At 37.0% G+C, this 23,855-nt stretch carries 26 protein-coding genes; 6 read left to right on the forward strand and 20 right to left on the reverse strand.

Features of this window, described 5'->3' with window-relative positions:
- Positions 1 to 171: 171 nt before the first annotated feature.
- From ACRPLY_RS16330 to ACRPLY_RS16395, 14 genes are all read right to left on the reverse strand, one after another.
- Positions 172 to 858 carry a hypothetical protein gene (locus ACRPLY_RS16330; protein ID WP_432232025.1) on the reverse strand — a complete coding sequence of 229 codons (687 nt, stop codon included), beginning with the start codon at positions 856 to 858 and terminating at the stop codon, positions 172 to 174.
- Between the two features lie 97 nt (positions 859 to 955).
- A complete protein-coding gene (locus ACRPLY_RS16335; protein WP_155010388.1) occupies positions 956 to 1,621 on the reverse strand; it encodes a hypothetical protein in 666 nt (221 codons plus the stop codon).
- Positions 1,618 to 2,316, reverse strand: a complete 699-nt coding sequence (locus ACRPLY_RS16340) for a hypothetical protein (RefSeq protein WP_098999734.1) — start codon at positions 2,314 to 2,316, stop codon at positions 1,618 to 1,620. Before ACRPLY_RS16340 ends, ACRPLY_RS16335 begins: the two co-directional genes overlap by 4 nt.
- The gene (locus ACRPLY_RS16345) at positions 2,313 to 3,011 is read right to left on the reverse strand and encodes a hypothetical protein (protein WP_098999735.1); all 699 of its coding nucleotides are present in this window, start codon (positions 3,009 to 3,011) and stop codon (positions 2,313 to 2,315) included. The genes ACRPLY_RS16340 and ACRPLY_RS16345 overlap by 4 nt, the downstream gene beginning before the upstream one ends.
- Positions 3,012 to 3,177: 166 nt before the next feature.
- The gene (locus ACRPLY_RS16350; protein ID WP_047751531.1) at positions 3,178 to 3,864 is read right to left on the reverse strand and encodes a hypothetical protein; all 687 of its coding nucleotides are present in this window, start codon (positions 3,862 to 3,864) and stop codon (positions 3,178 to 3,180) included.
- Positions 3,865 to 3,970: 106 nt separating this feature from the next.
- On the reverse strand, positions 3,971 to 4,633 hold the full coding sequence (locus tag ACRPLY_RS16355) for a hypothetical protein (RefSeq protein ID WP_432232026.1): 663 nt from the start codon (positions 4,631 to 4,633) through the stop codon (positions 3,971 to 3,973).
- A 106-nt stretch (positions 4,634 to 4,739) separates the two neighbouring features.
- Positions 4,740 to 5,102 carry a hypothetical protein gene (locus ACRPLY_RS16360; protein ID WP_098999737.1) on the reverse strand — a complete coding sequence of 121 codons (363 nt, stop codon included), beginning with the start codon at positions 5,100 to 5,102 and terminating at the stop codon, positions 4,740 to 4,742.
- Positions 5,103 to 6,704: a DUF6792 domain-containing protein gene (locus tag ACRPLY_RS16365; protein ID WP_154991659.1), complete on the reverse strand. Its 1,602-nt coding sequence runs from the start codon at positions 6,702 to 6,704 to the stop codon at positions 5,103 to 5,105.
- Positions 6,697 to 7,386, reverse strand: coding sequence for a hypothetical protein (locus tag ACRPLY_RS16370; protein WP_098999739.1), 690 nt, complete (start codon positions 7,384 to 7,386; stop codon positions 6,697 to 6,699). Before ACRPLY_RS16370 ends, ACRPLY_RS16365 begins: the two co-directional genes overlap by 8 nt.
- Positions 7,387 to 7,656: 270 nt before the next feature.
- On the reverse strand, positions 7,657 to 8,034 hold the full coding sequence (locus ACRPLY_RS16375; RefSeq protein WP_228307520.1) for a PepSY domain-containing protein: 378 nt from the start codon (positions 8,032 to 8,034) through the stop codon (positions 7,657 to 7,659).
- Positions 8,035 to 8,239: 205 nt separating this feature from the next.
- Positions 8,240 to 8,422, reverse strand: coding sequence for a DUF3973 domain-containing protein (locus ACRPLY_RS16380; protein WP_013055747.1), 183 nt, complete (start codon positions 8,420 to 8,422; stop codon positions 8,240 to 8,242).
- Positions 8,423 to 8,651: 229 nt separating this feature from the next.
- Entirely contained in the window at positions 8,652 to 9,632 is a 981-nt protein-coding gene (gene galE, locus ACRPLY_RS16385) for a UDP-glucose 4-epimerase GalE (RefSeq protein ID WP_028412269.1), read from the reverse strand.
- A gap of 197 nt (positions 9,633 to 9,829) precedes the next feature.
- Positions 9,830 to 10,714, reverse strand: coding sequence for a fumarylacetoacetate hydrolase family protein (locus ACRPLY_RS16390; protein WP_014461277.1), 885 nt, complete (start codon positions 10,712 to 10,714; stop codon positions 9,830 to 9,832).
- On the reverse strand, positions 10,711 to 11,910 hold the full coding sequence (locus tag ACRPLY_RS16395; protein WP_432232027.1) for an amidase: 1,200 nt from the start codon (positions 11,908 to 11,910) through the stop codon (positions 10,711 to 10,713). Before ACRPLY_RS16395 ends, ACRPLY_RS16390 begins: the two co-directional genes overlap by 4 nt.
- Positions 11,911 to 12,113: 203 nt before the next feature.
- Between ACRPLY_RS16395 and ACRPLY_RS16400 the strand changes: the two genes are divergently transcribed.
- The 3 genes from ACRPLY_RS16400 (at position 12,114) to ACRPLY_RS16410 (ending at position 14,803) form a co-directional block, all read left to right on the forward strand.
- Positions 12,114 to 12,824 (forward strand): M50 family metallopeptidase, encoded by a 711-nt coding sequence (locus ACRPLY_RS16400; protein ID WP_394513403.1) that lies wholly within the window; start codon positions 12,114 to 12,116, stop codon positions 12,822 to 12,824.
- A 138-nt stretch (positions 12,825 to 12,962) separates the two neighbouring features.
- Positions 12,963 to 13,685 carry a hypothetical protein gene (locus ACRPLY_RS16405; protein ID WP_432232028.1) on the forward strand — a complete coding sequence of 241 codons (723 nt, stop codon included), beginning with the start codon at positions 12,963 to 12,965 and terminating at the stop codon, positions 13,683 to 13,685.
- 185 nt (positions 13,686 to 13,870) lie between these two features.
- A complete protein-coding gene (locus tag ACRPLY_RS16410) occupies positions 13,871 to 14,803 on the forward strand; it encodes an aldo/keto reductase (protein WP_014461281.1) in 933 nt (310 codons plus the stop codon).
- A 37-nt stretch (positions 14,804 to 14,840) separates the two neighbouring features.
- Here ACRPLY_RS16410 and ACRPLY_RS16415 read toward each other — a convergent pair whose 3' ends face one another.
- Together ACRPLY_RS16415 and ACRPLY_RS16420 are read right to left on the reverse strand one after the other, a co-directional pair.
- The gene (locus ACRPLY_RS16415) at positions 14,841 to 15,194 is read right to left on the reverse strand and encodes a DUF4181 domain-containing protein (protein WP_224979874.1); all 354 of its coding nucleotides are present in this window, start codon (positions 15,192 to 15,194) and stop codon (positions 14,841 to 14,843) included.
- 32 nt (positions 15,195 to 15,226) lie between these two features.
- Positions 15,227 to 16,096 (reverse strand): LysR family transcriptional regulator, encoded by an 870-nt coding sequence (locus tag ACRPLY_RS16420; RefSeq protein WP_034269863.1) that lies wholly within the window; start codon positions 16,094 to 16,096, stop codon positions 15,227 to 15,229.
- Positions 16,097 to 16,227: 131 nt separating this feature from the next.
- Between ACRPLY_RS16420 and ACRPLY_RS16425 the strand changes: the two genes are divergently transcribed.
- Positions 16,228 to 16,902, forward strand: a complete 675-nt coding sequence (locus tag ACRPLY_RS16425) for a class I SAM-dependent methyltransferase (RefSeq protein WP_432232029.1) — start codon at positions 16,228 to 16,230, stop codon at positions 16,900 to 16,902.
- Positions 16,903 to 17,467: 565 nt separating this feature from the next.
- A complete protein-coding gene (locus ACRPLY_RS16430; RefSeq protein WP_098999746.1) occupies positions 17,468 to 18,517 on the forward strand; it encodes a L,D-transpeptidase family protein in 1,050 nt (349 codons plus the stop codon).
- A gap of 58 nt (positions 18,518 to 18,575) precedes the next feature.
- Here the strand turns inward: ACRPLY_RS16430 and ACRPLY_RS16435 are convergent, their stop codons facing one another.
- Positions 18,576 to 20,507, reverse strand: a complete 1,932-nt coding sequence (locus ACRPLY_RS16435; RefSeq protein WP_432232030.1) for a hypothetical protein — start codon at positions 20,505 to 20,507, stop codon at positions 18,576 to 18,578.
- A 136-nt stretch (positions 20,508 to 20,643) separates the two neighbouring features.
- Here ACRPLY_RS16435 and ACRPLY_RS16440 point away from each other — a divergent pair, with 136 nt between their 5' ends.
- Entirely contained in the window at positions 20,644 to 21,237 is a 594-nt protein-coding gene (locus ACRPLY_RS16440; protein ID WP_165635535.1) for a YdbC family protein, read from the forward strand.
- Between the two features lie 32 nt (positions 21,238 to 21,269).
- Here the strand turns inward: ACRPLY_RS16440 and rpiA are convergent, their stop codons facing one another.
- The 3 genes from rpiA to murQ all read right to left on the reverse strand — a co-directional run bounded on the left by rpiA (position 21,270) and on the right by murQ (position 23,835).
- Entirely contained in the window at positions 21,270 to 21,938 is a 669-nt protein-coding gene (rpiA, locus tag ACRPLY_RS16445; RefSeq protein ID WP_432232031.1) for a ribose-5-phosphate isomerase RpiA, read from the reverse strand.
- Between the two features lie 82 nt (positions 21,939 to 22,020).
- Positions 22,021 to 22,611, reverse strand: a complete 591-nt coding sequence (locus ACRPLY_RS16450) for a hypothetical protein (RefSeq protein WP_098113749.1) — start codon at positions 22,609 to 22,611, stop codon at positions 22,021 to 22,023.
- Between the two features lie 309 nt (positions 22,612 to 22,920).
- Positions 22,921 to 23,835, reverse strand: a complete 915-nt coding sequence (murQ, locus tag ACRPLY_RS16455; RefSeq protein WP_028412256.1) for an N-acetylmuramic acid 6-phosphate etherase — start codon at positions 23,833 to 23,835, stop codon at positions 22,921 to 22,923.
- Positions 23,836 to 23,855: the final 20 nt, after the last annotated feature.

Here is a 23,855-nt window from a genome sequence, read left to right on the forward strand (position 1 = left end):
ATGCTACATACTGCTTACTTATCTATTTGTAGTTATTAAACATATAAAAATTGCTCAAATCATTGTCTGAGCAATAGCAGTACTTTTTATATTCATTCACTTTCATCCCTATAATCCACTGTACTCAAGCAGAGTTATTTCATTTTTTATATCGTTACTTAATAAAGGTTTTCACTCACGACTTTTACCCTCGCTAAAATTAATACTTTTTAATATTGTCAAAAACCATAACTTCCTTTTTTCTTGGCTAGTTTCTGTACCTTCACCTATACTGTCGTATGAGAATTCTATAACCTTATTAGAATTTTTATCTGCTACATAAGCTGTATAGGTATTAGGTAAATGAACTTTACTGTTATGTACTACATGCCTTTCAGTTCCCTCGAAATATGCGTAAGCATAGTCATAATATATGCGAGTATGTGAAGTTTCTATTTCTTTAGGATTATTATTCTTTAATTGCTCTTCAAATAATCCCTTCACATAAATAGGCTCAGATTTCTTATCATTCTTTGAAAATTCAACTTTAATATAGTAGATTGATTTATTTTCCCCATCGACCTTGCTACATGAAGCAGACCAATTTTCATATGATTTTCCATTTACAGAGTAATACTCTGAAGCATTATGCAACATTTGATACTCCTCTGGAAACCATATCGTATACTGACCTGTCTTCGACTTAAACTCATAAAAACCATCGTCCACTTTTTTATCTTTGTTCAAGAACTTACGTGTAAAGTGGTCATCAAAAGCTGGGGCGTTGGGGTAGCGTTCTTCGTTTATCAGCCATATTCCACCTATTAGAATAGATGACCCTACAATTGCTGCAATAACAGTCTTTTTACGTTTTTTCATCACTCCACACATCCTTTATTGCCATTGCTAGTACAAACTTTAAAATTAAGAAATTTTCTTCAGCTATTGTTTAAAACAGAATGAGTAGACCTTGTTTTTATTCTGTTTTAAAAGTAATACTTTTTAATATCTTTATAATCCATTCCTCACGTTTTTCTGCTGATTTTTCAGAAAGGTGTTCTGTACTATCAAAATAAAATTCAATTACCCGCTCAGAGTTTTTGTCCCCAATATAGCCAACATATGTACTTGGCGTACGTTTATTAAAATCCATAATTACTCTTTTATCTGTGCCTTTAAAATAGATATACGCGCTATCGTAATAAATTCTTGTTGTATCTGTCTGTAATTTTTGAGGATCATTAATATAAAAACGTTTTTTAAATAAGCCCTCTACATATATCTTTTCTTTATTAGTTTTTTTCTCAGACAGCTCAATATCAATATATCCTTTATATCCATCGTGGCTATTGTTAGAAGCTTTCAAGAATTCATAGTATGTACCGTCTTTAACATAATCCGAAGCATCCTTATGTATAATTTGATACTCTTCTGGAAACCACATCGTATACTGACCTGTCTTCGACTTAAACTCATAAAACCCATCGTCCACTTTTTTATCTTTGTTCAAGAACTTACGGGTGAAGTGATCATTAAAAGCTGGGACATTTGGATAGCGGCTTTCGTTTATCATCCATACCCCGCCTATTAAAATAGTTATTCCTATAATGACTGCAATAATAGTTTTCGTATGCTTTTTCATCTTCTGGCATCTCCATTATTTTCTGCTTTAAAATGGATACTCTTTAACATATTTAAAACCCACGTATTCTTTTCCAAGCTACTATCTTCTATAAAATCTCCAACCTGATCCATTGATAATTGAATGACCTTTGTCGATTCCTTATCAGCCACATAGGCTACGTATGTATTTGGGACATGTTCTTTACTGTCATTTATCACATGCTTCTCGGGTCCTTTAAAATAAATGTAAGCAGATTGATAGTAAATTCTAGTATTAGAAGTTTCTATTACCTTTGGTTCACTTACATTAAAACGATTTTTCATAAGACTTTCTACGCTAAAAGATTCATCTTCTGGATCTCTTCCTTCTGAAAACTTTAAACTGATAGAATTAATTTGATGTTCCTTTTTATGCTCTTTGGTATAAGCTGCTACCCATCTTTCGTACATTTTTCCACTTACAACATAATCTTCATCATTTTCATGTATTAATTGATACTCCTCTGGAAACCACATCGCATACTGCCCAGTTTTTGACTTAAACTCATAAAAACCATCGTCTACTTTTTTATCTTTGTTCAAGAACTTACGCGTGAAGTGATCTTTAAAAGCTGGGACATTTGGATAGCGGCTTTCGTTTATTAGCCATATTGCTCCTGTTAAAATAACCGTTCCTGCAATAGTTGCAATAATAATCTTCGTACGTTTCTTCATCCTCTGACATCTCCGTTGTTTTCTGGTCTAAAATGAATACTTTTTAATATTTTTAAAAATTGCTTATTTGTTTTGTTACCTTCATTTCTTGATAAGTTATTACCTATAGAGTCATAAGATATTTCAATTGTCTTATTTGAATGTTCATCAACTACGTAGGCAACATACGTATTGGGTATGTAACTACTTTTATCTTCAATTACTTTCTCCTCCGTACCCTTGAAGTAAGTATAGGCATTATCATAGTAGATTTTTTTATCTTTCATTTCTATTACCTTTGGTTTATTAGCATGAAATCTTCTTTTAAAAGTAGCCTCTACAAACACAGCTTCATCTTTGGTGCCCCGCTCAAAAAATTTCAAGTTCAGTTGACCAATCAGATTCTCCCCTTTGTATTTTTTAGTCGATAAGGCTCTCCAATCTTCATAATTTTGTCCGTTCTTTGAATAGCCTTGACCATCGTTATTCGCTATTATAAATTCTTCCGGAAACCACATCGTATACTGTCCTGTCTTCGACTTAAACTCATAAAACCCGCCGTCCACTTTTTTATCTTTGTTCAAGAACTTACGCGTGAAGTGATCATCAAAAGCTGGCACGTTGGGGTAGCGTGTTTCGTTTATCAGCCATATTGTTCCTATTAAAATAACGACTCCTACAATTACTCCAATAACAGTCTTCATGCGATTCTTCATAGTCGCCCATCCTTTTTTATCGTTTAGAACAAACTTCACTTTGTATATATTGAATAGTTTAGAATTGTTATATCTGTTCTTATTTCTTCGACATACCTTTTTTAAAAGTTATTGAGACTCACAAATCTCTCTGACTTCTTTTTCTTTACCAAATAAGCCTTTGTATTCAAGTTGAGCTATTTTCTTGATTAAAACGAATACTATTTAATATTTCTACAAACCACTCTCTTTTCTCAAGCCCCTTATTAGTTTGATGATTTAAACTGTCATCAAACCATAATTCAATTACCTTATTAGAATACTTATCTGCTACGTATCCTATATATGTGTTTGGAGCATGTTTATTCTTATCATGGATGACATGTTCTTCTGTTCCTTTAAAATAAAGATAAGCTGCATCAAAATATATACGGGTATTAGCTGTTTCCCACTTTTCAGGATCATTTGCGCCAAACTCACCTTTAAATAGACTCTCTACATAAATAGATTCATCATCAGCATTACTCTCTGATAGTTCGACTTGTAAATAATTTAGTTGATCTCCTTTTTTATGCTTCTTGACTGATGAAGCTTTCCACCTTTCGTAAAAATCGTCACTTTTAACATATTGTTGTTCATTTTCATGTAACAACTGATACTCCTCCGGAAACCACATCGTATACTGTCCTGTCCTTGATTTAAACTCATAAAACCCATCGTCTACTTTTTTATCTTTATTCAAAAACTCACGAGTGAAATGATCTTTAAAAGCTGGAACATTTGGGTAGCGGCTTTCATTTATGATCCATATTCCGCCTATTAAAATAGTTGCCCCTGTAATTACTACGATAATAGTCTTTGTATGCTGTTTCATAGCTGCACACCCTTCTTCATTATTTGAAACAAACTTCTTTTCCTATTTATTAAATAGTTTTTACCGAATACTATTACCCGAAATTGCTTCGTGATGTATAGCTAACTTAACCGTAAAATTGAACATTTCTTAAGATTTTCATTAACCATTTTCTCTGTTTCTCTTCCTCAAATTGTTTATTTTTAAATCCGCTCGTTTCAAAAGAAAATTCAATTACTTTGTTAGAAGCTTTATCTATAATATATGCATAAAAGCTATTGGGTTTTTGCTTAATATCTTCTACTACTTGATTCTTTTCATTTATCTCAAAATGAGCACTTGAAAAATAAATTTCAGTTTTACCTGTTTTAATAAGCTTTGGCTGTTCAGAAATTAAATGATCTTTAAAAAAGCTTTCAAGATAATCTTGGTGATTTCTCTTGTTATCTTTAGCCATCCTGACATATATAGCTCCTCTATACGCTTTGGTTTCACTTGTTGAGGGAACAGCTTCCCATTGTTCAAAATCTTTATTATCTCTAGCGTAATCACCATTTTCACTCAGTAATGTATACTCCTCTGGAAACCACATCGTATACTGCCCTGTCTTGGACTTAAACTCATAAAACCCATCGTCCACTTTTTTATCTTTGCTTAAGAATTTACGCGTAAAGTGATCATCAAAAGCAGGGACGTTTGGGTAGCGGCTTTCGTTTATCAGCCATATTCCTCCTATTAAAATAGCGACTCCTGTAATGATTGCGGGAAGGGTCTTCGTACGTTTTTTCATTGTCCTACACTCCCTTTATTACTCTTTTGAAATAAACGGGACTTAATGTAAATTGTTCAACATATAAAAATCCCTCAGACCACTGTCTGAGGAATAGCAGTATCCCTTATGTTAATTCACTTTCATCCATTGATTCTTTATATCGAAGTTCGTACTCTCTCTTATGCATATCTTTAACAGAATGCATAAAACTCATAATATGCTGAAATGCTCCAGTATCATACTGCTGAGCCCTTAGCGTATATCCCCGCTCAGCTGCTTCTAATTTACTTTTAACCGCATCCGCAAACTCACCCGTTTGGTTTTCTAAATAGCTTTTAGCATGCCAAAGCTTTTCATTTACTTCTTGATCCTTTTTGATTAACTCTTTAATCCTTTTTGCCTGCTCGTCTTTGAAGTCATCACTATCAAATTCAAACGTGTATTTACCGCTCGTTGTTCCTGTGTGTGTAAAATCAAAATCAAACAATTAAATCCCCCCTACTACTTCTTTCATGCTTTTAATATCTGAAGCTACCGATTCGTCAGCTTCCATCATCTTCTCGAAATTTTGGAAGAACGCTTCAAGAAACTTTTGATAGTATGTAACTTCCTCTTGAATAGAAGAAATAATCTCTTCAACAGGAGTAAATACACTATCATCTAGCGGGTCAAACGTTTTGTCAAACGTCACTTTTTCAGCCACACGCTTTTGTCCAAACCATGCGAGGGTAGCGCCGTCTTTATCTGCCTTTTCCATAAATGACTGGGGAGAAGCTTCTTCTCTGGATATTTTCATTTTTAACTTTTTCTTCTTAGCTTCGAAGACTTCGTTAATTTCACTATGTAAATACTGCTTTAGTGCATTTAAGTTTGCTTCTTTGTCTTTGATGGCATTAGCACAGTAATAAACAAACTTCTTCATTTGTTCATAATCTAGCAAGATTTCTTCCTGAGATCCTGAATCAAAAACCTGATAATACGTCTTCATAGCATTAGCTTCTGTGTATTTGACAACGTAATTAATTCCGTGGAGTTTTGCTTGATTTCTTTGAGATATTCCTTTAATCCCTTGTACTAAAACTCCAGGACTTTTTATCGCCTGTTTCGTCAAGAAAAATGCACCTTCTGTTCCTAGCACAATCCCAGGAAGATGCTTAAGCGGCTTTTCCTTAACATCATCAACATATGATGGAATATTGAGAAGAACACTGTCGTCTACATGGGCGTTTGCCAAAGATAATCCTCCAATTATATTGGATACTCCAGAGTTATATCTGACTTCGTCAAGTTTTAAAAACAAGTTCCATTTGGCTAACCTTTTCAGAGGGTATTCTCCAATATTAATCATTTCTTCTGTATTCATATTTCCAAGCATGGTTACTTTATTACCTGCATACCAACTGCCAGGGAAAGATTGCGCATGCATAGGTTCACCTTTTACCCAGGTATGACTGATGGTAGCTTTCTGCTTTTTATAATAGGAGTTGGCTAAAACTACTAATTTTTTTGAAGACACTCCATTTCTTTTACCAGTTTGTTGTTCTACATAATTCGCAAACTTCCTATCTAACCTTTGCAACTGCTTGACATTAACTGGAGCATCATTTAAGCCTCTTATGTTTACAAAATTCTTAGTTATAAGTCCAAGGGTCACTATCAGATGTCCCCCTAAAGAATGACCATCCCCATACCTTTTTATTTTTGAATTTGAGCTTTTAATTTTTTTCTCAACTTCCTCATACATAACTTTTGCATCTTGAACTTGATTATTTCTCTCTCCGCTTCCAATTCCTAATGCGTCATACACCACATCTCCAAAATCTTTAGAGGGTTCCGTTCCTCTAAAGATATAATATACTTCGTTAATGTGATTTTTTTTGTCATAAAAGTGGACAGCGGCACCATCGAACCCTGAATTTTCTCCAATACCCATTTCTTTACTACTATAAATCTCAAAATTTGGAGGTTCTTTCCCTGTAGTTTCCTTGTATATTTCCTTAATTTCTTTTTCCTTACCGGCTAACCCCGTATACTCAAGTTGAGTAATCTTATTTCTTAAATTATTGTCCAACACGGGTTTTTTACTCATTTTCATTGCCCTCACGGAATCTGATATTTTTTAATATTGTTAGCAACCATTTTTTTTCTGTTACTTTATTATTTTTTTGGCCCCCTTTACTTTTATCAAACCATAATTCGATTGCATTATTGGATTTTTTATCAACTATATATGCTATATATGTGTTTGGAGCATGTTCTTTGCTGTTATGCTTTACTACTTCTTGTGTTCCTTTAAAGTATGTATAAGCTGCATCATAGTAGATCCTGGTACTAGCAGTTTCAAAATTATTAGGTTTAGTGGTATTTAGCTGTTCTTTAAACATATTTTCTACAGTAAATGATTCATTTTCAGCCTTTCTTGCATTTGAAAATGTTACTTCGATATAATCTCCCCCAGTATCTCCAGCTTTGTCATTAACATCTTTCGCTATCCACCTTTCATAAGAATTATCATTTATTACATAATCTTCCTCGTTCTCCTTTATAAGCTGATACTCCTCCGGAAACCACATCGTATACTGCCCTGTCTTCGACTTAAACTCATAAAACCCGTCATCCACTTTTTTATCTTTGTTTAAGAATTCACGCGTAAAGTGATCATCAAAAGCAGGGACGTTTGGGTATCGGCTTTCGTTTATCATCCATATTCCTCCTATTAAAATAGCAGCTCCTGCAATGACTGCAATAATGGTCTTCGTACGTTTTTTCATTGTCGCACACCCTTTTAGTTATGTTATAACCTATGTTTTATACATGTTCGATACTATCATACTTATAATGGGAGAGTCATAAGCAGAACGAATTAAAGAACCATAATTAGGAAGTGGTTATTTTTTACTATCACTTACCCTTTCTATTAAAAAAATAATCACTTCTTTTTTTATCATTGTTACCTTTATTAATGATTTCTCTCAATAAAGAAAACCCCACTTTCAACAAAGTGAGGTTGATTACATAATATAGGACGTTTACTGAATGTTTCACTCTCCTTGTGCCAGCACATCAATTTCAGCGTCAATTTTCACGCTGTGGGTTTTCCCATCAAGTCCAAGAATCACAATTTCATATTGCTTGTTAGTGAGAACAATCGATTCGATAATACCTTTATGCTGTCTTAACGCGTATGCTTTTGCACGGCTTTTCGTTAAAGGAATCGTTTTTTCTTTCAAAACACTGCCGGTTTGGGCATTAATTTTTACTTTGTGCTCTTCTCCGTTTAACGTAAGGATGTCTACTGTATAAATAGGAAGAGTGAGTATTTTACTCAGCGATATGGATTTGACAATGCCTTTATATTCTTTTAATGCGAGAAGCTTTGCTTGTTCTTTCAACAAAAGTGATTGTTTTTCAGAAATCATTTGACGCCATCCTTTCTAGTTTATAAAACGGACTGCTGTTTCAATTTCTTAACGTACCATATCCTATGTATACGTCTACTAACTAGTATAGCGGGCTTGTCTTAAATTTCTCTTAATATTACATGAAAGATAGCTGAAGAAAGCTGTTATTCACTGAAAAAACTAGACCTGGTTAGATCTAGCTTCTTATTGGTGAATGTGAATTCTACATTTTTTTCGTTTCGAATCGTTCTACGGCTCTCATTTGTTTGATTGATGGGGATTTGTGGACGCACATGCCTAGATGGACTTTTTGAAGCAAATAGGGATCAATGTAAAAACCATTTTGAAAGATGTTTTCTTTTTCCTGTTCGTCATGAAATTTGGAGCATCTTACACAGTAATACATATCATAACCTCCTTGCGTGCTATTTTATAAACCGGGATAGTTGTGAGTGGTATATTTACCTATAGCATATGGAAAAGAATAAAAGTCGTGCTTGTTTAGCGAAAATGTCCAAAAAGAAGAAGGCTTGTTCGTGGGCTAAAACACTGGATTTTAAAAATGATTATTTAGAACATAAATCAACTTAATCGTAACAAAAAAGCCTCTTTCAAAGAAAAAAGAGGCCTTTTTGTTAATTTGTTACTTTTGCGCTGTTTTGATGCCATTTCCAAGCAGATGCGATGATTTTTTCTAATGAAATTTGCGCTTTCCAGCCTAATTCTGCGTGAATTTTATCAGAAGATGCGACCAAGCGTGCCGGATCTCCAGCGCGGCGGTCTGCCATTACAACATTCGCTTTTTTACCCGTTACTTTTTCACACGTTTCGATCACTTCTTTTACAGAGTAGCCAAGGCCGTTTCCAAGATTGTACGTTGCTGTTTTCTTCGTGCCGTCTAACAGTGCCTGAAGCGCTGAAATGTGAGCATTCGCTAGGTCCGTTACGTGAATGTAGTCACGGATGCACGTTCCGTCTGCAGTATCGTAGTCTGAGCCGAATACAGAGATGTTTTCACGTTCACCAAGAAGGTGCTGAAGAATGATTGGAATTAAGTGCGTTTCAGGATCATGGCACTCACCAATTTCCGCTGTTTCGTAAGCACCCGCTGCGTTGAAGTAACGAAGCACAACATATTCCATATCGTAAGCACTTGCAAAGTCAGCTAAAATCTGTTCAATCATTAACTTTGAACGTCCGTACGGATTAATTGGGTTTGTTGCCGTATCTTCTGTAATGATATCTACAGAAGGAATCCCATATGTAGCAGCAGTAGATGAAAAAATAAACTTTTTCACATTGTGCTTCATCATCGTTTGTAAAAGGGTTAACGTCGCAGCTACGTTGTTTTGATAATATTTAAGAGGATCTGTTACTGACTCCCCTACTAAACTATTAGCAGCAAAATGCATGACAGCATCAATTTTATGATTTGTGAATACGCTTTCTAAATCTTTCTCATTACCTAGATTTCCTTCTACGAATACCGCTTTCTCATCGATTGCCCAGCGATGACCCGTTGATAGATTATCAAGTACCACAACTTCATTTGTTTTCACTAATTCTTTTACTAGGTGGCTTCCGATATAGCCTGCTCCTCCGATGACTAAAATCATACTGTCAGTCAGCTCCTTTTTATTAAGTGTCGCTACAGATATCGTACCCGTTTCTTTTCCATTTGTAAATATTTCATTTTTCAGTATATGATAACGCAGCTGTCTCTTTTAATTAGTATATCTACTAATTGTGAACTGAGTGTGAAGATATTCGTTTCTGCTCAAAAACCCGTGCGTGTAGGCAACGGGTTTTTTTCTTAGATTTGCTGAGGCACTTTCTTCATGTCTTTCACTTTATTTTTTAATGGAAGCATGCCTTCAATATGGCATTCAATACAGTCCCCGTCTTCAATAACAGCGGGTCCCGGCGTTCCGGTTAGAATGATATCACCCGGGTGCAGCGTCATGACTTTTGAGAAAAATGAAACACAGTATGCGATGTCGTAAATCATATTAGACACGGTATTTTCATGCTGCATGTCTCCGTTTAGCAATGTGCGCACTTGAAGTGATTTCACGTTTGATATGCTTTCTTTTGTGATAAACTCTGAGCCTATACTGCAAAATGTATCAAAGCTTTTTGCTCGCATTAAGTAGCGATGATTCGCCGCATGAATATCAGCTGCGGTTACGTCAATGGCTGACGTATAGCCAGCAATTACGTTTATGGCTTCATCTGGCTCTATATCCTTACACGTTTCGCCGATTACCACCGCTAGTTCCGCTTCAGCCGTTGTTTTGTAAGACTGCTTTGGAATACGAATGCTGTCATCTGGTCCAATAATGGCGGTTGCGGGTTTTAAAAAACTAACTGGATCAATGGCACGGTCGTAGTCTTTTAGTTTTTCTTCAGAAGCTGCATAATTAAATCCAATGCCTAACAATTTTGACGGATTACTAATGATAGGAGCTGTTTTTCTATCCTGCAAGTGAAGTGCGGGAAAAGAGCTGTTCATACCAAATTTATTATGGGCGTACCATGTTTCGAGGTGGCGAAGTTCTTTATATTGAATAAGATCCCAAATTGTTGTAGACCAGTTTGTTAAATATTTAGTATTGATATCTTCTATAAGCAGAATGCTGTCATTGTCTAAAATAGCTGCTTGTTCTTTCCCTTGCTCTATTATATTTACTAACTTCATGATACGCTCCTTACCGATGCTTGAATGATACGATCGCTGTTTTCTTTTACCCAATTTAATAATTTTTCATCTTGGTTATATCCTGCAATAAAAGATAAGCCGATTGGCAAACCGTCTAGTTCTCCTGCAGGTATCGTAACTTGCGGAAGTCCGCTTAGTCCGGCAATACACGTCATTTGAAGTGTTCGCAATCTTCTGTTTTCTAACTCCGGTCCTTTTGCATCTTTTACAGGCGCGGGTCCTGGAGCTGTAGGAAGCACTAATATTCCGTCTTCTCCAAGCTGTGAGTACATAAAATAGCGAAGTTCACGACGCTTTTCTTCTATATAATTCATATTTAATAAGGTAAGAGTGCTCGCCCATCGAAAGCGGCTTCCGATATCTTCTCCAAACGTTGGATTTTCTTTTTGAATCCATTCTCCGTGCGTTTGCCAAATTTCTTTTCCTTGCAGCAAACGAAAAGTTTCCATATATGTAGAAAAACCCTGAGGGGCAATTACTATTTCTTCTGTAGTAGAAAAAGACTTCATTACGTGCTTAATAGGTGGTGCAAGAGCTTGCATGCTTTGTTCATCCACAAGTTCCATTACGTCTGTTGGTACATAAAGTCGTGTAAAACCGCTAACAAGAGACGTTGAGTTCAATAAAACCGATCCAACTTTTTGCAGGGTGTGTCCGTCTCTAGCCATTACACCGACTGTATCAAAGCTTGGGGCCAGTGGAATCAGGCCGTTTGTAGAAATGCGTCCGTGAGAAGGACGATACCCGAAAATACCGCAGTAGCTTGATGGAATTCGAACCGATCCTCCCGTATCTGTTCCAATTGCAAAATCAGTTATTCCCGCTGCCACAGCAACCGCTGAGCCGCTCGAAGATCCTCCCGGAATTCGATCTGCGCTTTTTGGGTTTACCGGTGTTCCGTAATGCGCGTTTTCTCCATTTAATCCGTACATAAGCTCATCAGTATGCGTAACTCCCTTTAGCGCAGCTCCTTCTTTTAAAAGAGCAGCTACTACGTCTGCATGTTCGCTTGCAACCTGATGCGTGGCGAGCCAATCCGGATTTCCTGCACTTGATATATGTCCTTGTACATCAAATACGTCTTTTAACGCAAAACTCAAGTTATTTAACATTCCCGTTCCCGTTGGAGGTACGTAAAGGTCACTGTCTACAAATGCGTTCCACGTATCTTTCATTCAACCATCTCCCCATTTCTTATATCTGTTTAGAATATAAAATTTGGAATAAGTTGGTCAATGAATGTGTCAGGTCTGTTAACATTAATATTATGTAAACCTCCCAGCTTCTCTTTCCCTAGAGAAACTAGCCGTTTCATTTCCCTTTTAGCACGTTTGCGAGTAAAGTAGAAACATATCATTTTACGAAAAGGACTATCGCGATGGAACAATCTACTACGCTTTTCTTATTTATTTTATTAGCTTTTGTGCTAACAAGAGGCATTCCATTTATAGGTTCATTTGCTCCTAGCATTAATACACTGCTTAGGCATATTGGACGTTATTTTTCAAATTTAAATACGATGTTTCATGAAGATGGCCACGCGTTAATGGGGCTTATTGTCGGAAAAGGCGTCAATCGCATTGAGCTTTATACCAATAATGAAGGTGTAGCTGTGACTGCCACCTACGCGGGATCCCGTGGATGGCTGCCGCGCGTCATTATTGCCTTAGCCGGCTATCCGTTCAGCTCAGCAATGGCTTATTTGTTTTTCTACCTGCTCATTCACCATCACTACGACTGGCTTTTTTACGGGTTAGGAAGTGTTGTTGTTATTAATTTACTGCTTTGGGTACGTAACGGATACGGAATTGTTTGGCTTTTTTCTATCGGTTTGATCCTCGGTGGTATTTATTATTTACAAGACCCACAGCTTATGCGTTACAGCATGATGTTTGTTGGTGCACTGTTACTTGTAGAATCTCTATTTTCTGCCTTTATTATTTTTGTGTTAAGCATCAAATACCCAAACGATGCGGGTGACGCTACGAGTTTAAAGCAGCTTACCCATCTTTCAGCACGCTTTTGGGGCTTTTTATTTTTCGCACAGGCCGTTTATGTGGCTTATTTGATTTTTCACCTGATTTATTAAAGACAAAATTCGGTAATGCCCCGAGAAAACTTTGGGATTTTTATAATTTAAAGGAATAATTTACTTTTATACGCTAATAGTGGTTTACGAATTCCCTGAATGAGGTATATATTGGGTACTATGAAGTCGTAAAGAGGTGTGGGATACTTGTCATTATTTTTAAAGTGGAAGCAAAAGAAGCAGGAAAAAGAAGTAGAGCGTGTTCTTTGGGAATCAATCTCAAAAAGAAAAGACTACTGGAACACAATTGGACATGTCGACGGAGACGTATTAACTCATTTATTAAATCCCATGTTTTTTGGCGGACCTGCTTGGCCATCTGGACGTCAAACATTTATTCGTGTTCAAAAAACAGAGACGGTTATTCTAGCAAGCGACGGCTTGTCCGATCCGTTTCAACTACCTGAAGAAAAGAGCCAAAGACAAGGAAAAGGATTAGAATTCTATATCGAATGCGATGATGAATCTCTGCGCGGGCCTTTATCGGATATTCAGGATCACTGGGCATTTGACCTTCTTTATCAAATGAGTCAAAATGCCGCCGCTCATCCTAATATGCTAGAACTATTCATGAAGCATGATGTTCTTTCAATTGAATTTACGGATTTGGACGTACCGCCTCATTTTGTAAATAAAAATGGAGATATTGGTGTATTGCTAGGAGTTCAGTCTCCTTCTGTTTCAACTAGCCTCTCTTTACCTTACGAATCTATTAAACTGATTAGCATGAAGCTTCTTACACCAAACGAATTAGATTATGTGCGCGAACAAGGAGCGCAAGGACGCAGACAGCTCGCTGAAACATTTCAGCTGTCAAAAAGCTATCATATTACCATGACTAAAAGAGAATCTCTTATTTAAAAGAGGTTCTTTTTTTATTTCTGCTATTGAAATAGAGCCATGTAGAATATACTCCTTATTTACGTGTAACTCAAGTTCACATACTTTTTTAAAGCTGCTTTTCATATGAGCGTACTATTTTTGATTCGTGGTATATTTTGCTATAGTAAAAAAGAAGATATAAAAAAAGGAGATGGACGTTAGACATGGCAGAAAAAGTGCAGATTGGAAAATCCGAATTATATGTTAATCCTATTGGACTTGGAACAAACGCTGTAGGAGGACATAACTTATATCCTAACCTAAACGAAGAAGTCGGCAAAGACCTTGTTCATAAGGCGCTAGATAATGGCATAAACCTACTTGATACAGCGTTCATTTATGGTCCTAAACGTTCTGAAGAATTAATTGGCGAAGTGCTAAAAGAACGCGGGAATCGTGAAGAAGCGGTGATCGCTACAAAAGGAGCACATAAAATTGTTGGAGATGAAGTACTGCTAGACAATTCTCCTGCATTTTTAAAACAGTCGGTTGAAGATAGCTTAAAACGCCTTCAAACAGATTATATCGATTTATATTATATTCACTTTCCAGATAAAAACACACCTAAAGACGAAGCGGTTGGTGCGTTAAAAGAATTAAAAGATGAAGGTAAGATCCGTTCTATTGGCGTATCAAACTTCTCGTTAGATCAGTTAAAAGAAGCAAATAAAGATGGTTATGTAGACGTGGTCCAAGGCCAATATAACTTAATTCAGCGAGAAGCAGAAAGCGATATTTTACCTTATACTGCTGCAAACCGCATTTCATTTATTCCATACTTCCCGCTAGCTGCTGGCTTACTTGCTGGGAAATATGATAAAAATACAAAGTTTAATGACCTGCGCGAAGATATGCCTCATTTTATCGGGGAAGCATTTCAGCAAAATCTAGAAAAAGTAGAGCGTCTTCGTCAAATCTCTAACGCGAAAGGCGTAGAAGTAGCTCACCTTGTTCTGGCTTGGTACTTAACGCGCGATTCAATTGATGTGTTAATTCCAGGGGCAAAACGCGCTGATCAAGTACTTGATAACTTAAAAACATTAGATGTTCAGCTCACTTCTTCTGAAATTAAAGACATTGATCATATTTTTAAATAATACAAAAAGAGCTTTGCCATAGGTAAAGCTCTTTTTTCTATACAATTCTGCCGGCTAATAAAACAAATCCCGTAAAGAAGAATCCCAGCTGTACAAAGCTTGTTACGTATTCTTTTGTTTCTTGTTTATATTTCCATTCATCTATGCTTTTCAGCAAAATATTCACGACTAAAAATAGGAAAGATACGATATAAGGCTCCACAAACATAAAGACCATATCGAGTAACAGACAAAGAACAAAAGCTATCGTCACATATTTATCCCATCGGCCTAAAGCTAGACTTTCATACTCATATTTTCCCCAAAATTTGCTGCGAGGGATATCAAGGACTTTTCTTAAAATAAAGTCTGCTAAGACCGCTGCTGCTACAAGTATTATTAATATATACATTGCCATCCCCCCTTCCTTTTTATGGTATCATTTCAGCTCGTTTCTGTTAAGGTCTCAGCTACAAAGTGCTTAAACTGCTTTGTTTCTTCCGTTTCACCTTTTGTTACGATATATGTATGTGAAGAAGGTCGGATAATTTTCTGCTGTGAAATCACACTTAACGTTTGATTTTCAACTTCCTTTTTCACCATAGAAAATGGCAAATAAGATACGCCTAAACCTTCTTCAATAAAGCGCTTTGTAATTTCTACTTGCGTCACAGGAAGCAGCTGAATGTGAGGATAACAAGCCTTGATTTGAAGGAGTAAATCTTCCCAATAAACAGGATGATTATTCGTAAGCAGCCGGTAGGAAGATAACAGCTCCTGTTCCGTACGTGCCTCTGCAGAAAACGGGGCAACTAAGACTGCTTTTTCTTTATGAATTAACTCATAAAAAACGTCTGCCTGACCCGGAAGCATCCTTGTTAATCCAATATCTGACCTTCTGTCGCTGATGTCTTTTCCCACTTGAAACGAATTTGTGATATTAACCGTTACTTCAATATGGGGATATCTCTCTACAAATTGTTTGATGAGGCTTGGTAAAACAGATGCTGCTATTTGAGGAGCAGCGGATATAGTCAGTTTTCGGTTATATCCTTGCTTCCATAACTTAAAATTTCCTACTCCTTCTTCATATGCCCTCACCATTTTTTGAGCATGAGGCAAAAAAAAGCGTCCTGCCTCAGTCAGCGTAATATATTTACCTTTTTTTTCAAAAAGCTCAGCGCCTAGCTCTTGCTGCAGTCGCTGAATATGCTTTGATACAGCAGGCTGTGTTAAAAATAAATCTTCAGACGCTTGCCTGAAATTTTCATAAGAAGCCGCTATGATGAATGTTTTTAACCATTTGATCTCCATTTTCTTCTCTCCATCTCTTTCTATTCATAACAAACTGGAATCAATACTGCCTATTTTTGTTTATTTTCTTTTCTACCAAACTTCTATACGATATATGTATCTCAATATTACCAAATAAAGGAGCTGTAAAAATGAAAAATAACGTGAAAGAAAAATTTAACGCCCATGCTTCTCAGTATGACGAGCAGCGCCGCAAACTTATTCCTTGTTTTTTTGATTTTTATTCCATTCCCGTTTCTCTTCTTCACTTTTCAAACAAGCCGCTTCGCGTACTTGATATCGGAGCAGGTACAGGATTGTTTTCTTCTTTTGTAAAAGAAAAATACCCAAATGCTCATTTCACGTTGATTGACGTGTCAGATCAAATGCTTGAAAAAGCTAAGGAGCGCTTTAAAAACGAACAGCATATGGAATTTCTTGTATCAGATATAACAAGCTACGAATTTGAGCATTCATTCGACATTGTGATTTCTTCACTTGCTATTCATCATTTAGAAGACCAACAAAAGCAAAAGCTGTATGGGCAAATTCATAATTTACTGCATACAGGAGGAATATTTATTAATGCCGATCAAGTATTAGGCCATTCTTCTATTATTGAAGAGTTATATAAAAAAGACTGGAGTGAAAGAATTGCCGCAAGCGGATTAACGCATGAGCAAATTAAGGCTGCTCATGAACGTACGAAGTTAGATAAAATGGCAACTTTACATGATCAGTTAAATTGGCTAACAGCAAGCGGGTTTAGCACGGTGGATTGCATCTATAAATTTTTTAATTTTGTTGTAATGTATGCTCAAAAATAACGGTTTAAAAACTACTTGTCTCTTTGCAAGTAGTTTTTTTACTCTTTTCCTCCCTATATTCGAATAAGAATATTTATCTATTTCCACAAAACTACGCATACTTCTTTTCCAGTTTCGTATATCTAATAATAGCTTCGTTCTCCTGAACTTTTGAATTTTTTGTACATAAAACCCATATAAAGTATTTTTATACTATTTTATGTCTTTTTATGGTATAAAAAATACAACTATGTTACAATATGATTACAAAACAATCTGTATAACGCTTTCATTTCTTTACATGAAAATAAAGAACTGGAAAGGATGTGATGCTTATGTAAATGTGAATCCGCTAGATTAATAAACTTATATTCTTAAAGTTGTACAAAGCATCAAGAAAAACTTAGTTATTCTTATTATTATAAATTCCCGCTAGTAAAGTCTTTCTACTTAATGATTTCCTTATTAAGCGCATACATACAGGTATAGAAAATGCAGCTATTCGTCTTTTATTTTATTAGTGAAGAATTTATAGCACTGCCGCACCATACGTTTTTCATTATTGCAGCCTAAGGAGGCGCAGCACATGGCAAATAGAATATCAAGAACAACAATCGTACTCATAGCGGCTATTCTAGCTCTAGCCTGCTTGTTTGTAGGCGTTCCAAAAACAGAAGCTGCTTCAACACCATCTCATTTAATTATCATTAACAAAGCAACGAATAAACTCGCTTATTATCAAAATGGTTCACTTGTCCGAACGTTTTCAGTAGCAACAGGACGCACGCAGTCTCTTACACCAGAGGGCCATTTCAAAGTAGTGAATAAAATTGTCAATCGCCCTTATTACTCAGGGAACATTCCTGGTGGAGACCCTAGAAATCCTCTTGGGAACCGCTGGCTGGGTCTAAATGCGAGAGGTACATACGGCACAACGTATGCTATTCATGGAAATAATAATCCTGCTTCCATTGGCAAATATGTAAGCAGCGGATGCGTTCGTATGTACGATGAAGAAGTGGCATGGTTATTTAGTAAAGTGACCGTCGGTACACCGGTTGTGATTACAACTTCTTCTAAATCATTTAATGACATTGCAGCAGCAAACGGGTACAACGTTTCTGGAAACTCAGGTTCTACTCCAGCTCCTTCTACAGGAACTGTTTTAAAGAAAGGCAGTAAAGGAAATGCAGTTAAAGAACTTCAGCAGAAGCTAACTTCACTTGGCTATAACACAAAAGGTACGGACGGTGTGTTCGGTGCCAATACAGATTCAGCTGTGCGTAAGTTCCAAAAAGACCACGGCTTAACGGCTGACGGTATTGTCGGGCCAGCGACGTATAAAGCTTTAGGAAACCCTGGAACCAACCCGACACCAACAAATCCAACAAATCCGACAAATCCACCAGCAGATACAACAATTAACACAAAACAAACGCTTAAAAAAGGCAGCAAAGGCAGCAATGTTCAAGCTCTTCAAAAGAAATTAACGGCGCTTGGCTATGATACAAAAGGCACGGACGGTATTTTCGGCGCCAATACTGAAGCTGCTGTGCGTAAGTTTCAAAAAGACAATAAGCTAGCAGTGGACGGCATTGCCGGACCTAATACGTTAACTGCTATTTCTAAACGCTAATAGAGCCTGAAATCAGGCTCTGTTTTTTTATTTATAAACCTCTTTTTACACGGACTCCTTAATGAACCATTACGCCGTCTTTCTTTTCTACCACATACTTAATCAATTGATAAACCGTTCTCATAAGAATTTGCTGCTGATAGATATCGTTTTTGGCAGGAATTACACTTTCTATGACCCTGCTATATTTATACGGCTGATCGTCTTCTTTTTCTTTATAAAGAGCTAGCCAGTCCTTACGGGCATTTTTAAGCAGCTGTTCGTTAAAATAGGAATAAACGACGGTTGCGAACTCACCTGCCAACTCTTGAATAACCTGCTGTCGGTCGGTGACCGAATGATAGGTACTTGACCATCCAGACGGCTGACTTAAAAAATGCTCATACACAGATGAAATAACGGCGGACGCAATAGCTGGTACCGGTCCTTCATTCTCTCCTAAGGAAATGTTTAAACACATTTCTCTGTCCATATAAGGAATGTTCAGCGACTCCATTGCTTCATAAAAAGCCTGCGAGACAGTCAAGTTTAAATAAATAGGATGCAGCTCTTGCTGCTTTTTTCTCGTTTCTGATACTAAAGCTGTCTTTAAGTCTTTATACAGAAAGTGACTCTCTTCGGATTCCTCGTGTACACATTCTAAAATAGACGTATTCCCTACTGTTAAATAGTAGTGAAGCTGCTTTCTCATAAGAGGTGAAACGCTTTTAAGCGCACCATCTATCATTTTAGCCATGGCATGTTTTTTAGCATAATCCGTACGACAGCTTGGAGAGGTAAGCAAATCTCCGTGTGTAACACAAACGTTTACCTTAGCACCGTGCCCATGTACGATGAGCTGCTGAAGAAATTGAATATCTAATTCTTTAAGCCCATGATGTACGTATAAAATAGAAGCTGCTTGTTTAAAAGAATCGTGGATGGTGCCCGTATATTCAACAGATAGATGCTCGCAAATTGCTACCCCTTTTTTAAAAGAAAAAGGGCCGGAAACTTCAATTCTACGAAACAATGGATAAATAAGGCGTCCGTTATTTTCTTCTTCTTCATTTGTTAGCGGATCAAAGAAAGACAGCTCTTTTGCTGTGAGACGGCAGGATATTGGCCAGTCGTCTTCTCCTATTTCCCACGTTCCTTCCTTGTATTCTCTCAACCGAGATTCAATTGCCAGAAGCATTTGCTCAGTGATCTTCCTACATTCAAGCCGCTTATGCCATACCTCTGCAAAATCTCTTCCTTCTTGATCAACAGCGTCTTTTACTATTTCACTTTCTCGTTTAATTGCATCTACAAATTGTTTGAATGAACTATTTTCGTCGCTCATTCTTAAAGGAACATCATCATTAAAATAACGGGCTTTGTATGGGATATCTCCCAAAAGAGCGCGCAGATTAAAAGAGGAATCTCCGTGTAATAACTCAAAGACCAAGTCATAATCCGTGCCTCCTTCAGCATACACTTCAGCGCTTCTTAGTAGGATTTTCTCCAATTGCCTTTGCACTTCACTTCGCGTAAAAAAAGAGACGGCAGCTTCGTAGTGTTGGGAATCCTTCACCTTATACGTAGCAGAATAAGCTCCTTTACTGCCTATTCCTAGAAAGCCGCACTCCTTTTTTATACCAAGAAGCTGGCGGATTAAAGATGTTTTGCCGCTTCCTTGTTCTCCTATTACATGAACGTACTCATACTCGCTGTCAATTTGTTCGCTCGTCTTTTTTTCAATATCGTTATAAAAAGCATTCACTACTCGTTCATCATATCTTGCTTTTGCTCTGCCTTTTGCAGTACTTGTCCAAAAATCCTGCACTCTCAGCAGTTCGTTCATCTCTTCAACCAGAATGTCAATTTCATCGTGTTGCTCTGTATACATAAACCGTTTAACAAACGGGTGCGATCTTCCTCTTTCATCTTTTTTAAACGGATGCTGAAACATAATTGACCAGCCTTTTCGCATAGGAGACTGACAGGCTTTTGCACGAAAAACTTTCATTCATTTCCCCTTCTTTCCCTAACATTGTCCTATTTGAAATGTATGGCTTTTAAAGGGGGGATATGTCTATCATTTTCCTCTTTTTAGAAGGATTTTTCCTGCATTTATCGAAGTAATTAATTGAGGTGATGGGAGAATGTTGACAAAAATTGTTAAATGCAGCATACCGACTGATAAAAAAGCATCTTTTTCATATACGCAACAGCATTGGGCTGCTCTTGCGCACGTGAATGGTTTCATTGGCCAATTAGGGGGTTGGAACGTGGAAGATGAAACAGATGCTTGTATTCTAGCTCTGTGGGAAGATGGAACAACTTATCAAGAATTCATGAAGCATACTCATGATTCTATTTTTTATAAAAGCAAGCAGGATCAAACATATACGAATTTGGACGTTTCAACATCAGATCCGTCCTACTTCATCGGAGCACGCTACAATTATTATAGAAGCAGTGCCATTGAAAGCTGTTATTTAGTAAAAACGGAAATTGAAGTCGATTTTTACGACAAAGAAGATATCCATGACATGGTAAAAAGCTTGATAAATCCTTCTTATCGCTGTTTATCTCACGTTGTATCACCAATCGAGCATAGCAAGCTTGTCATTTTTTCATTATACGGATCTGCTTGTCCGCAAAAAACAATTGATACCTTCGTTCATCCAAATGTACTGAACGCGTCTCAATACATATACCAATTAGAGAAAAATTGGAACGTTCTTTCCAATTAAAAAATAGAAGCCTAGGCCCGACGCCAAAGCTTCTATTTTTTTATGATATGAACCTCTTGATTTTGTACGGTAATGACTTCCTCCGTCATTCCTACAAACAAACCGCTTTCTACTACGCCTGGAATCATTGTAAGCTGTTTTTCCAGCAAAGCAGGATTTTCAATTTCTGAAAAATGGCAGTCTAGAATATAATTTCCGTTATCGGTGATAAACGGCGTATGATCATCTAAAAGCCTAAGCTGCGGTACACAACCTGCACTGCGAATATGCTTCGCCGTCATTTCCCAGCCAAAACGTATAACTTCAACAGGAAGAGGAAAAGCTCCTAGCGTCTTCACTATTTTCTTAGAATCCGCAATCACGATAAATCGCTTCGCTGCGTACGCAATCATTTTTTCTCGAAGCAGCGCGCCTCCTCCTCCTTTAATTAAAGAAAGCTCGCTATCCACTTCATCCGCTCCGTCAATTGCTATATCAATATATTCAACATCCGCTAAGGTAACAATAGGAATACCTAGTTTCCTTGCCAGTTCTTCTGTTTTTTGAGAAGTAGGAACCGCTTTGATGTTTAATCCATTTTTTACTTGTTCACCTAGTTTGACAATTGTATAATAAGCTGTTGAACCTGTTCCTAGCCCTACAATCATTCCATCTTCAACAAATTGTGCTGCTTTTTCACCAACTGCTTGTTTTTCAATCATACGAAGGCCTCCTTACTCATATTGTACCCGTTTACATAAAAAAGCAAAAGCATTATGAATCCTTACGAAAAAACTCAGCTGACTATTCAGCTGAGTTTTTTTGAAACTGTGTATTTAGAAGAATTTTTTCTACCCAATACTGCTGTTTTGTACTGTTTGTCTGTTCGCTGCTTTTTAGTTCAAACGTATAGTAAATATACCTGCTTGAATAATCATCATTCACATAAGCATGATAAATGCTATGCTTTCCATCTCTTGTTTGTTTTTTCACATAAATCGTTGCATTTTTACCTTTTAACATGTAATCAGGCTGAAACGCATCCATTTTTTTTTGAGCTGCTTTGCTTTTTTTCTTAGAAAATAAAGCCGTTATTTTCCCAGCATTGTATGAATCATTTTCCTTCGTTGATGCTGTCCATACTTCACTTTCATCTTCACTGCTTTTATAAGAAGATTTATGAATAACATACTGAAGCGGAAACCACATGCTATATTGATTGGTATCCGAAGTAAATAATTCAAATCCATTGTCTGTTTGTTCATGATCGACCAAAAACGTACTCGTAAACTTATCTGCCTGGGCTTCACTTTTAAATTTCCCGCTTTGAAACAGCCAAATTCCTACGGCAATGACCAATGCTCCAGCTACTGATGCGGCTTTTTTTCGATCCATTGTTTCCACACACCTTTTAATACCCCTTTAACTTTCGATAATACCATATTCATGTTTACATCGTCATAAGGAGAAATAACCAAAGGATTATCAAAGCGCACATGCTAATTTAACTAGAGAAAATAAACTTTTTTACAATAGTAAATTTGATAACAGACGCTGAGCTAACAGCCGGTTTGCTTTGCCCGGCTCTATCGTATACGTTATTAATTCCTGCTCGCAAAATGATTAGACCGAATTCACCCACATACATTGTGCAAAAAATGTACTCAACAAAAAAAGAAGTGCTGTATGCACTTCTTTTAGGGGTTAATCTTTAGTCGACTGTTCCTTTGCTTCTGCAATGGCTTTTTTTAAATGTCCGTCATGTTTAGCAAGCAACCGGTGCACTTCATCACCTTCTATAGAAGTAAGAAGCGCAAGGATAGCGGCTTTTGGCGTTTTGTATGTTTGTAAACTTTCGGCTGCCTCTTCTGATGAGACGCCTGTTAGTTCTGCAATAATATTTTTAGCACGCTGGACGAGTTTATCATTAGTCGGCTGTACGTCTACCATTAGATTGCTGTAGACTTTACCAATTTGAATCATAGAAGCCGTCGTCAGCATATTAAGAACAAGCTTTTGAGCAGTTCCGGCTTTCATTCTGGTAGAACCTGTTACAACTTCCGGGCCTGATTCTGCTACTATTGCATAGTTTGCTTCTTGTTCCATAGCTGATTGAGGAGAATTTACAACGCAGCCCGTTACTGCCCCCAGGCTGTTTGCATACGCAAGCGCTGAGAGTGTATAAGGCGTTCTTCCACTTGCAGCTATACCTACAAGAATATCTTTATTTGATAAATTAATCGCTTTCAAATCTTCTATCGCTTGTTTCTTATTATCTTCTGCTCCTTCTAACGCGTGCCGGAGCGCCTTGTCTCCCCCGGCTATGATCCCAATTACTTGTTCGGCAGGTGTACCGAATGTTGGTACACATTCAGATGCATCTAACACGCCTAGCCGCCCGCTTGTACCTGCTCCGATATAAATCAGACGTCCTCCTTGTTTAAAAGCACTGACAATTTCATCTACTAACAGAGCAATAACAGGCAGCACCTTATTGATTGCCTGAGGCACTTGGTGATCTTCTTCATTAATTTTTTTTACAATTTCCAGGCTTGATAATTCATCAATGTTTAACGTTTGCGGATTGCGTTTTTCTGTTAAGATATGATTTAAGTTCACTGTGATCCCCTGCCTTTTCC

The organism is Priestia sp. TGN 0903 (assembly GCF_050846855.1).
GTDB lineage: Bacteria > Bacillota > Bacilli > Bacillales > Bacillaceae_H > Priestia > Priestia zanthoxyli.

What these genes read in the sequence shown, in the direction of transcription:
- ACRPLY_RS16365 (WP_154991659.1), bottom strand. Translation starts at nt 6,704, where the DNA reads ATGAGTAAAAAACCCGTGTTGGACAATAATTTAAGAAATAAGATTACT.
- ACRPLY_RS16425 (WP_432232029.1), top strand. Translation starts at nt 16,228, where the DNA reads ATGAAAAATAACGTGAAAGAAAAATTTAACGCCCATGCTTCTCAGTAT.
- ACRPLY_RS16440 (WP_165635535.1), top strand. Translation starts at nt 20,644, where the DNA reads ATGTTGACAAAAATTGTTAAATGCAGCATACCGACTGATAAAAAAGCA.
- ACRPLY_RS16420 (WP_034269863.1), bottom strand. Translation starts at nt 16,096, where the DNA reads ATGGAGATCAAATGGTTAAAAACATTCATCATAGCGGCTTCTTATGAA.
- ACRPLY_RS16370 (WP_098999739.1), bottom strand. Translation starts at nt 7,386, where the DNA reads ATGAAAAAACGTACGAAGACCATTATTGCAGTCATTGCAGGAGCTGCT.
- ACRPLY_RS16390 (WP_014461277.1), bottom strand. Translation starts at nt 10,714, where the DNA reads ATGAAGTTAGTAAATATAATAGAGCAAGGGAAAGAACAAGCAGCTATT.
- ACRPLY_RS16340 (WP_098999734.1), bottom strand. Translation starts at nt 2,316, where the DNA reads ATGAAGAAACGTACGAAGATTATTATTGCAACTATTGCAGGAACGGTT.
- galE (WP_028412269.1), bottom strand. Translation starts at nt 9,632, where the DNA reads ATGATTTTAGTCATCGGAGGAGCAGGCTATATCGGAAGCCACCTAGTA.
- ACRPLY_RS16350 (WP_047751531.1), bottom strand. Translation starts at nt 3,864, where the DNA reads ATGAAACAGCATACAAAGACTATTATCGTAGTAATTACAGGGGCAACT.
- ACRPLY_RS16345 (WP_098999735.1), bottom strand. Translation starts at nt 3,011, where the DNA reads ATGAAGAATCGCATGAAGACTGTTATTGGAGTAATTGTAGGAGTCGTT.
- ACRPLY_RS16395 (WP_432232027.1), bottom strand. Translation starts at nt 11,910, where the DNA reads ATGAAAGATACGTGGAACGCATTTGTAGACAGTGACCTTTACGTACCT.
- ACRPLY_RS16430 (WP_098999746.1), top strand. Translation starts at nt 17,468, where the DNA reads ATGGCAAATAGAATATCAAGAACAACAATCGTACTCATAGCGGCTATT.
- ACRPLY_RS16375 (WP_228307520.1), bottom strand. Translation starts at nt 8,034, where the DNA reads ATGATTTCTGAAAAACAATCACTTTTGTTGAAAGAACAAGCAAAGCTT.
- ACRPLY_RS16435 (WP_432232030.1), bottom strand. Translation starts at nt 20,507, where the DNA reads ATGAAAGTTTTTCGTGCAAAAGCCTGTCAGTCTCCTATGCGAAAAGGC.
- ACRPLY_RS16410 (WP_014461281.1), top strand. Translation starts at nt 13,871, where the DNA reads ATGGCAGAAAAAGTGCAGATTGGAAAATCCGAATTATATGTTAATCCT.
- ACRPLY_RS16355 (WP_432232026.1), bottom strand. Translation starts at nt 4,633, where the DNA reads ATGAAAAAACGTACGAAGACCCTTCCCGCAATCATTACAGGAGTCGCT.
- ACRPLY_RS16415 (WP_224979874.1), bottom strand. Translation starts at nt 15,194, where the DNA reads ATGTATATATTAATAATACTTGTAGCAGCAGCGGTCTTAGCAGACTTT.
- ACRPLY_RS16450 (WP_098113749.1), bottom strand. Translation starts at nt 22,611, where the DNA reads ATGGATCGAAAAAAAGCCGCATCAGTAGCTGGAGCATTGGTCATTGCC.
- ACRPLY_RS16330 (WP_432232025.1), bottom strand. Translation starts at nt 858, where the DNA reads ATGAAAAAACGTAAAAAGACTGTTATTGCAGCAATTGTAGGGTCATCT.
- ACRPLY_RS16380 (WP_013055747.1), bottom strand. Translation starts at nt 8,422, where the DNA reads ATGTATTACTGTGTAAGATGCTCCAAATTTCATGACGAACAGGAAAAA.
- ACRPLY_RS16335 (WP_155010388.1), bottom strand. Translation starts at nt 1,621, where the DNA reads ATGAAAAAGCATACGAAAACTATTATTGCAGTCATTATAGGAATAACT.
- ACRPLY_RS16400 (WP_394513403.1), top strand. Translation starts at nt 12,114, where the DNA reads ATGGAACAATCTACTACGCTTTTCTTATTTATTTTATTAGCTTTTGTG.
- rpiA (WP_432232031.1), bottom strand. Translation starts at nt 21,938, where the DNA reads ATGATTGAAAAACAAGCAGTTGGTGAAAAAGCAGCACAATTTGTTGAA.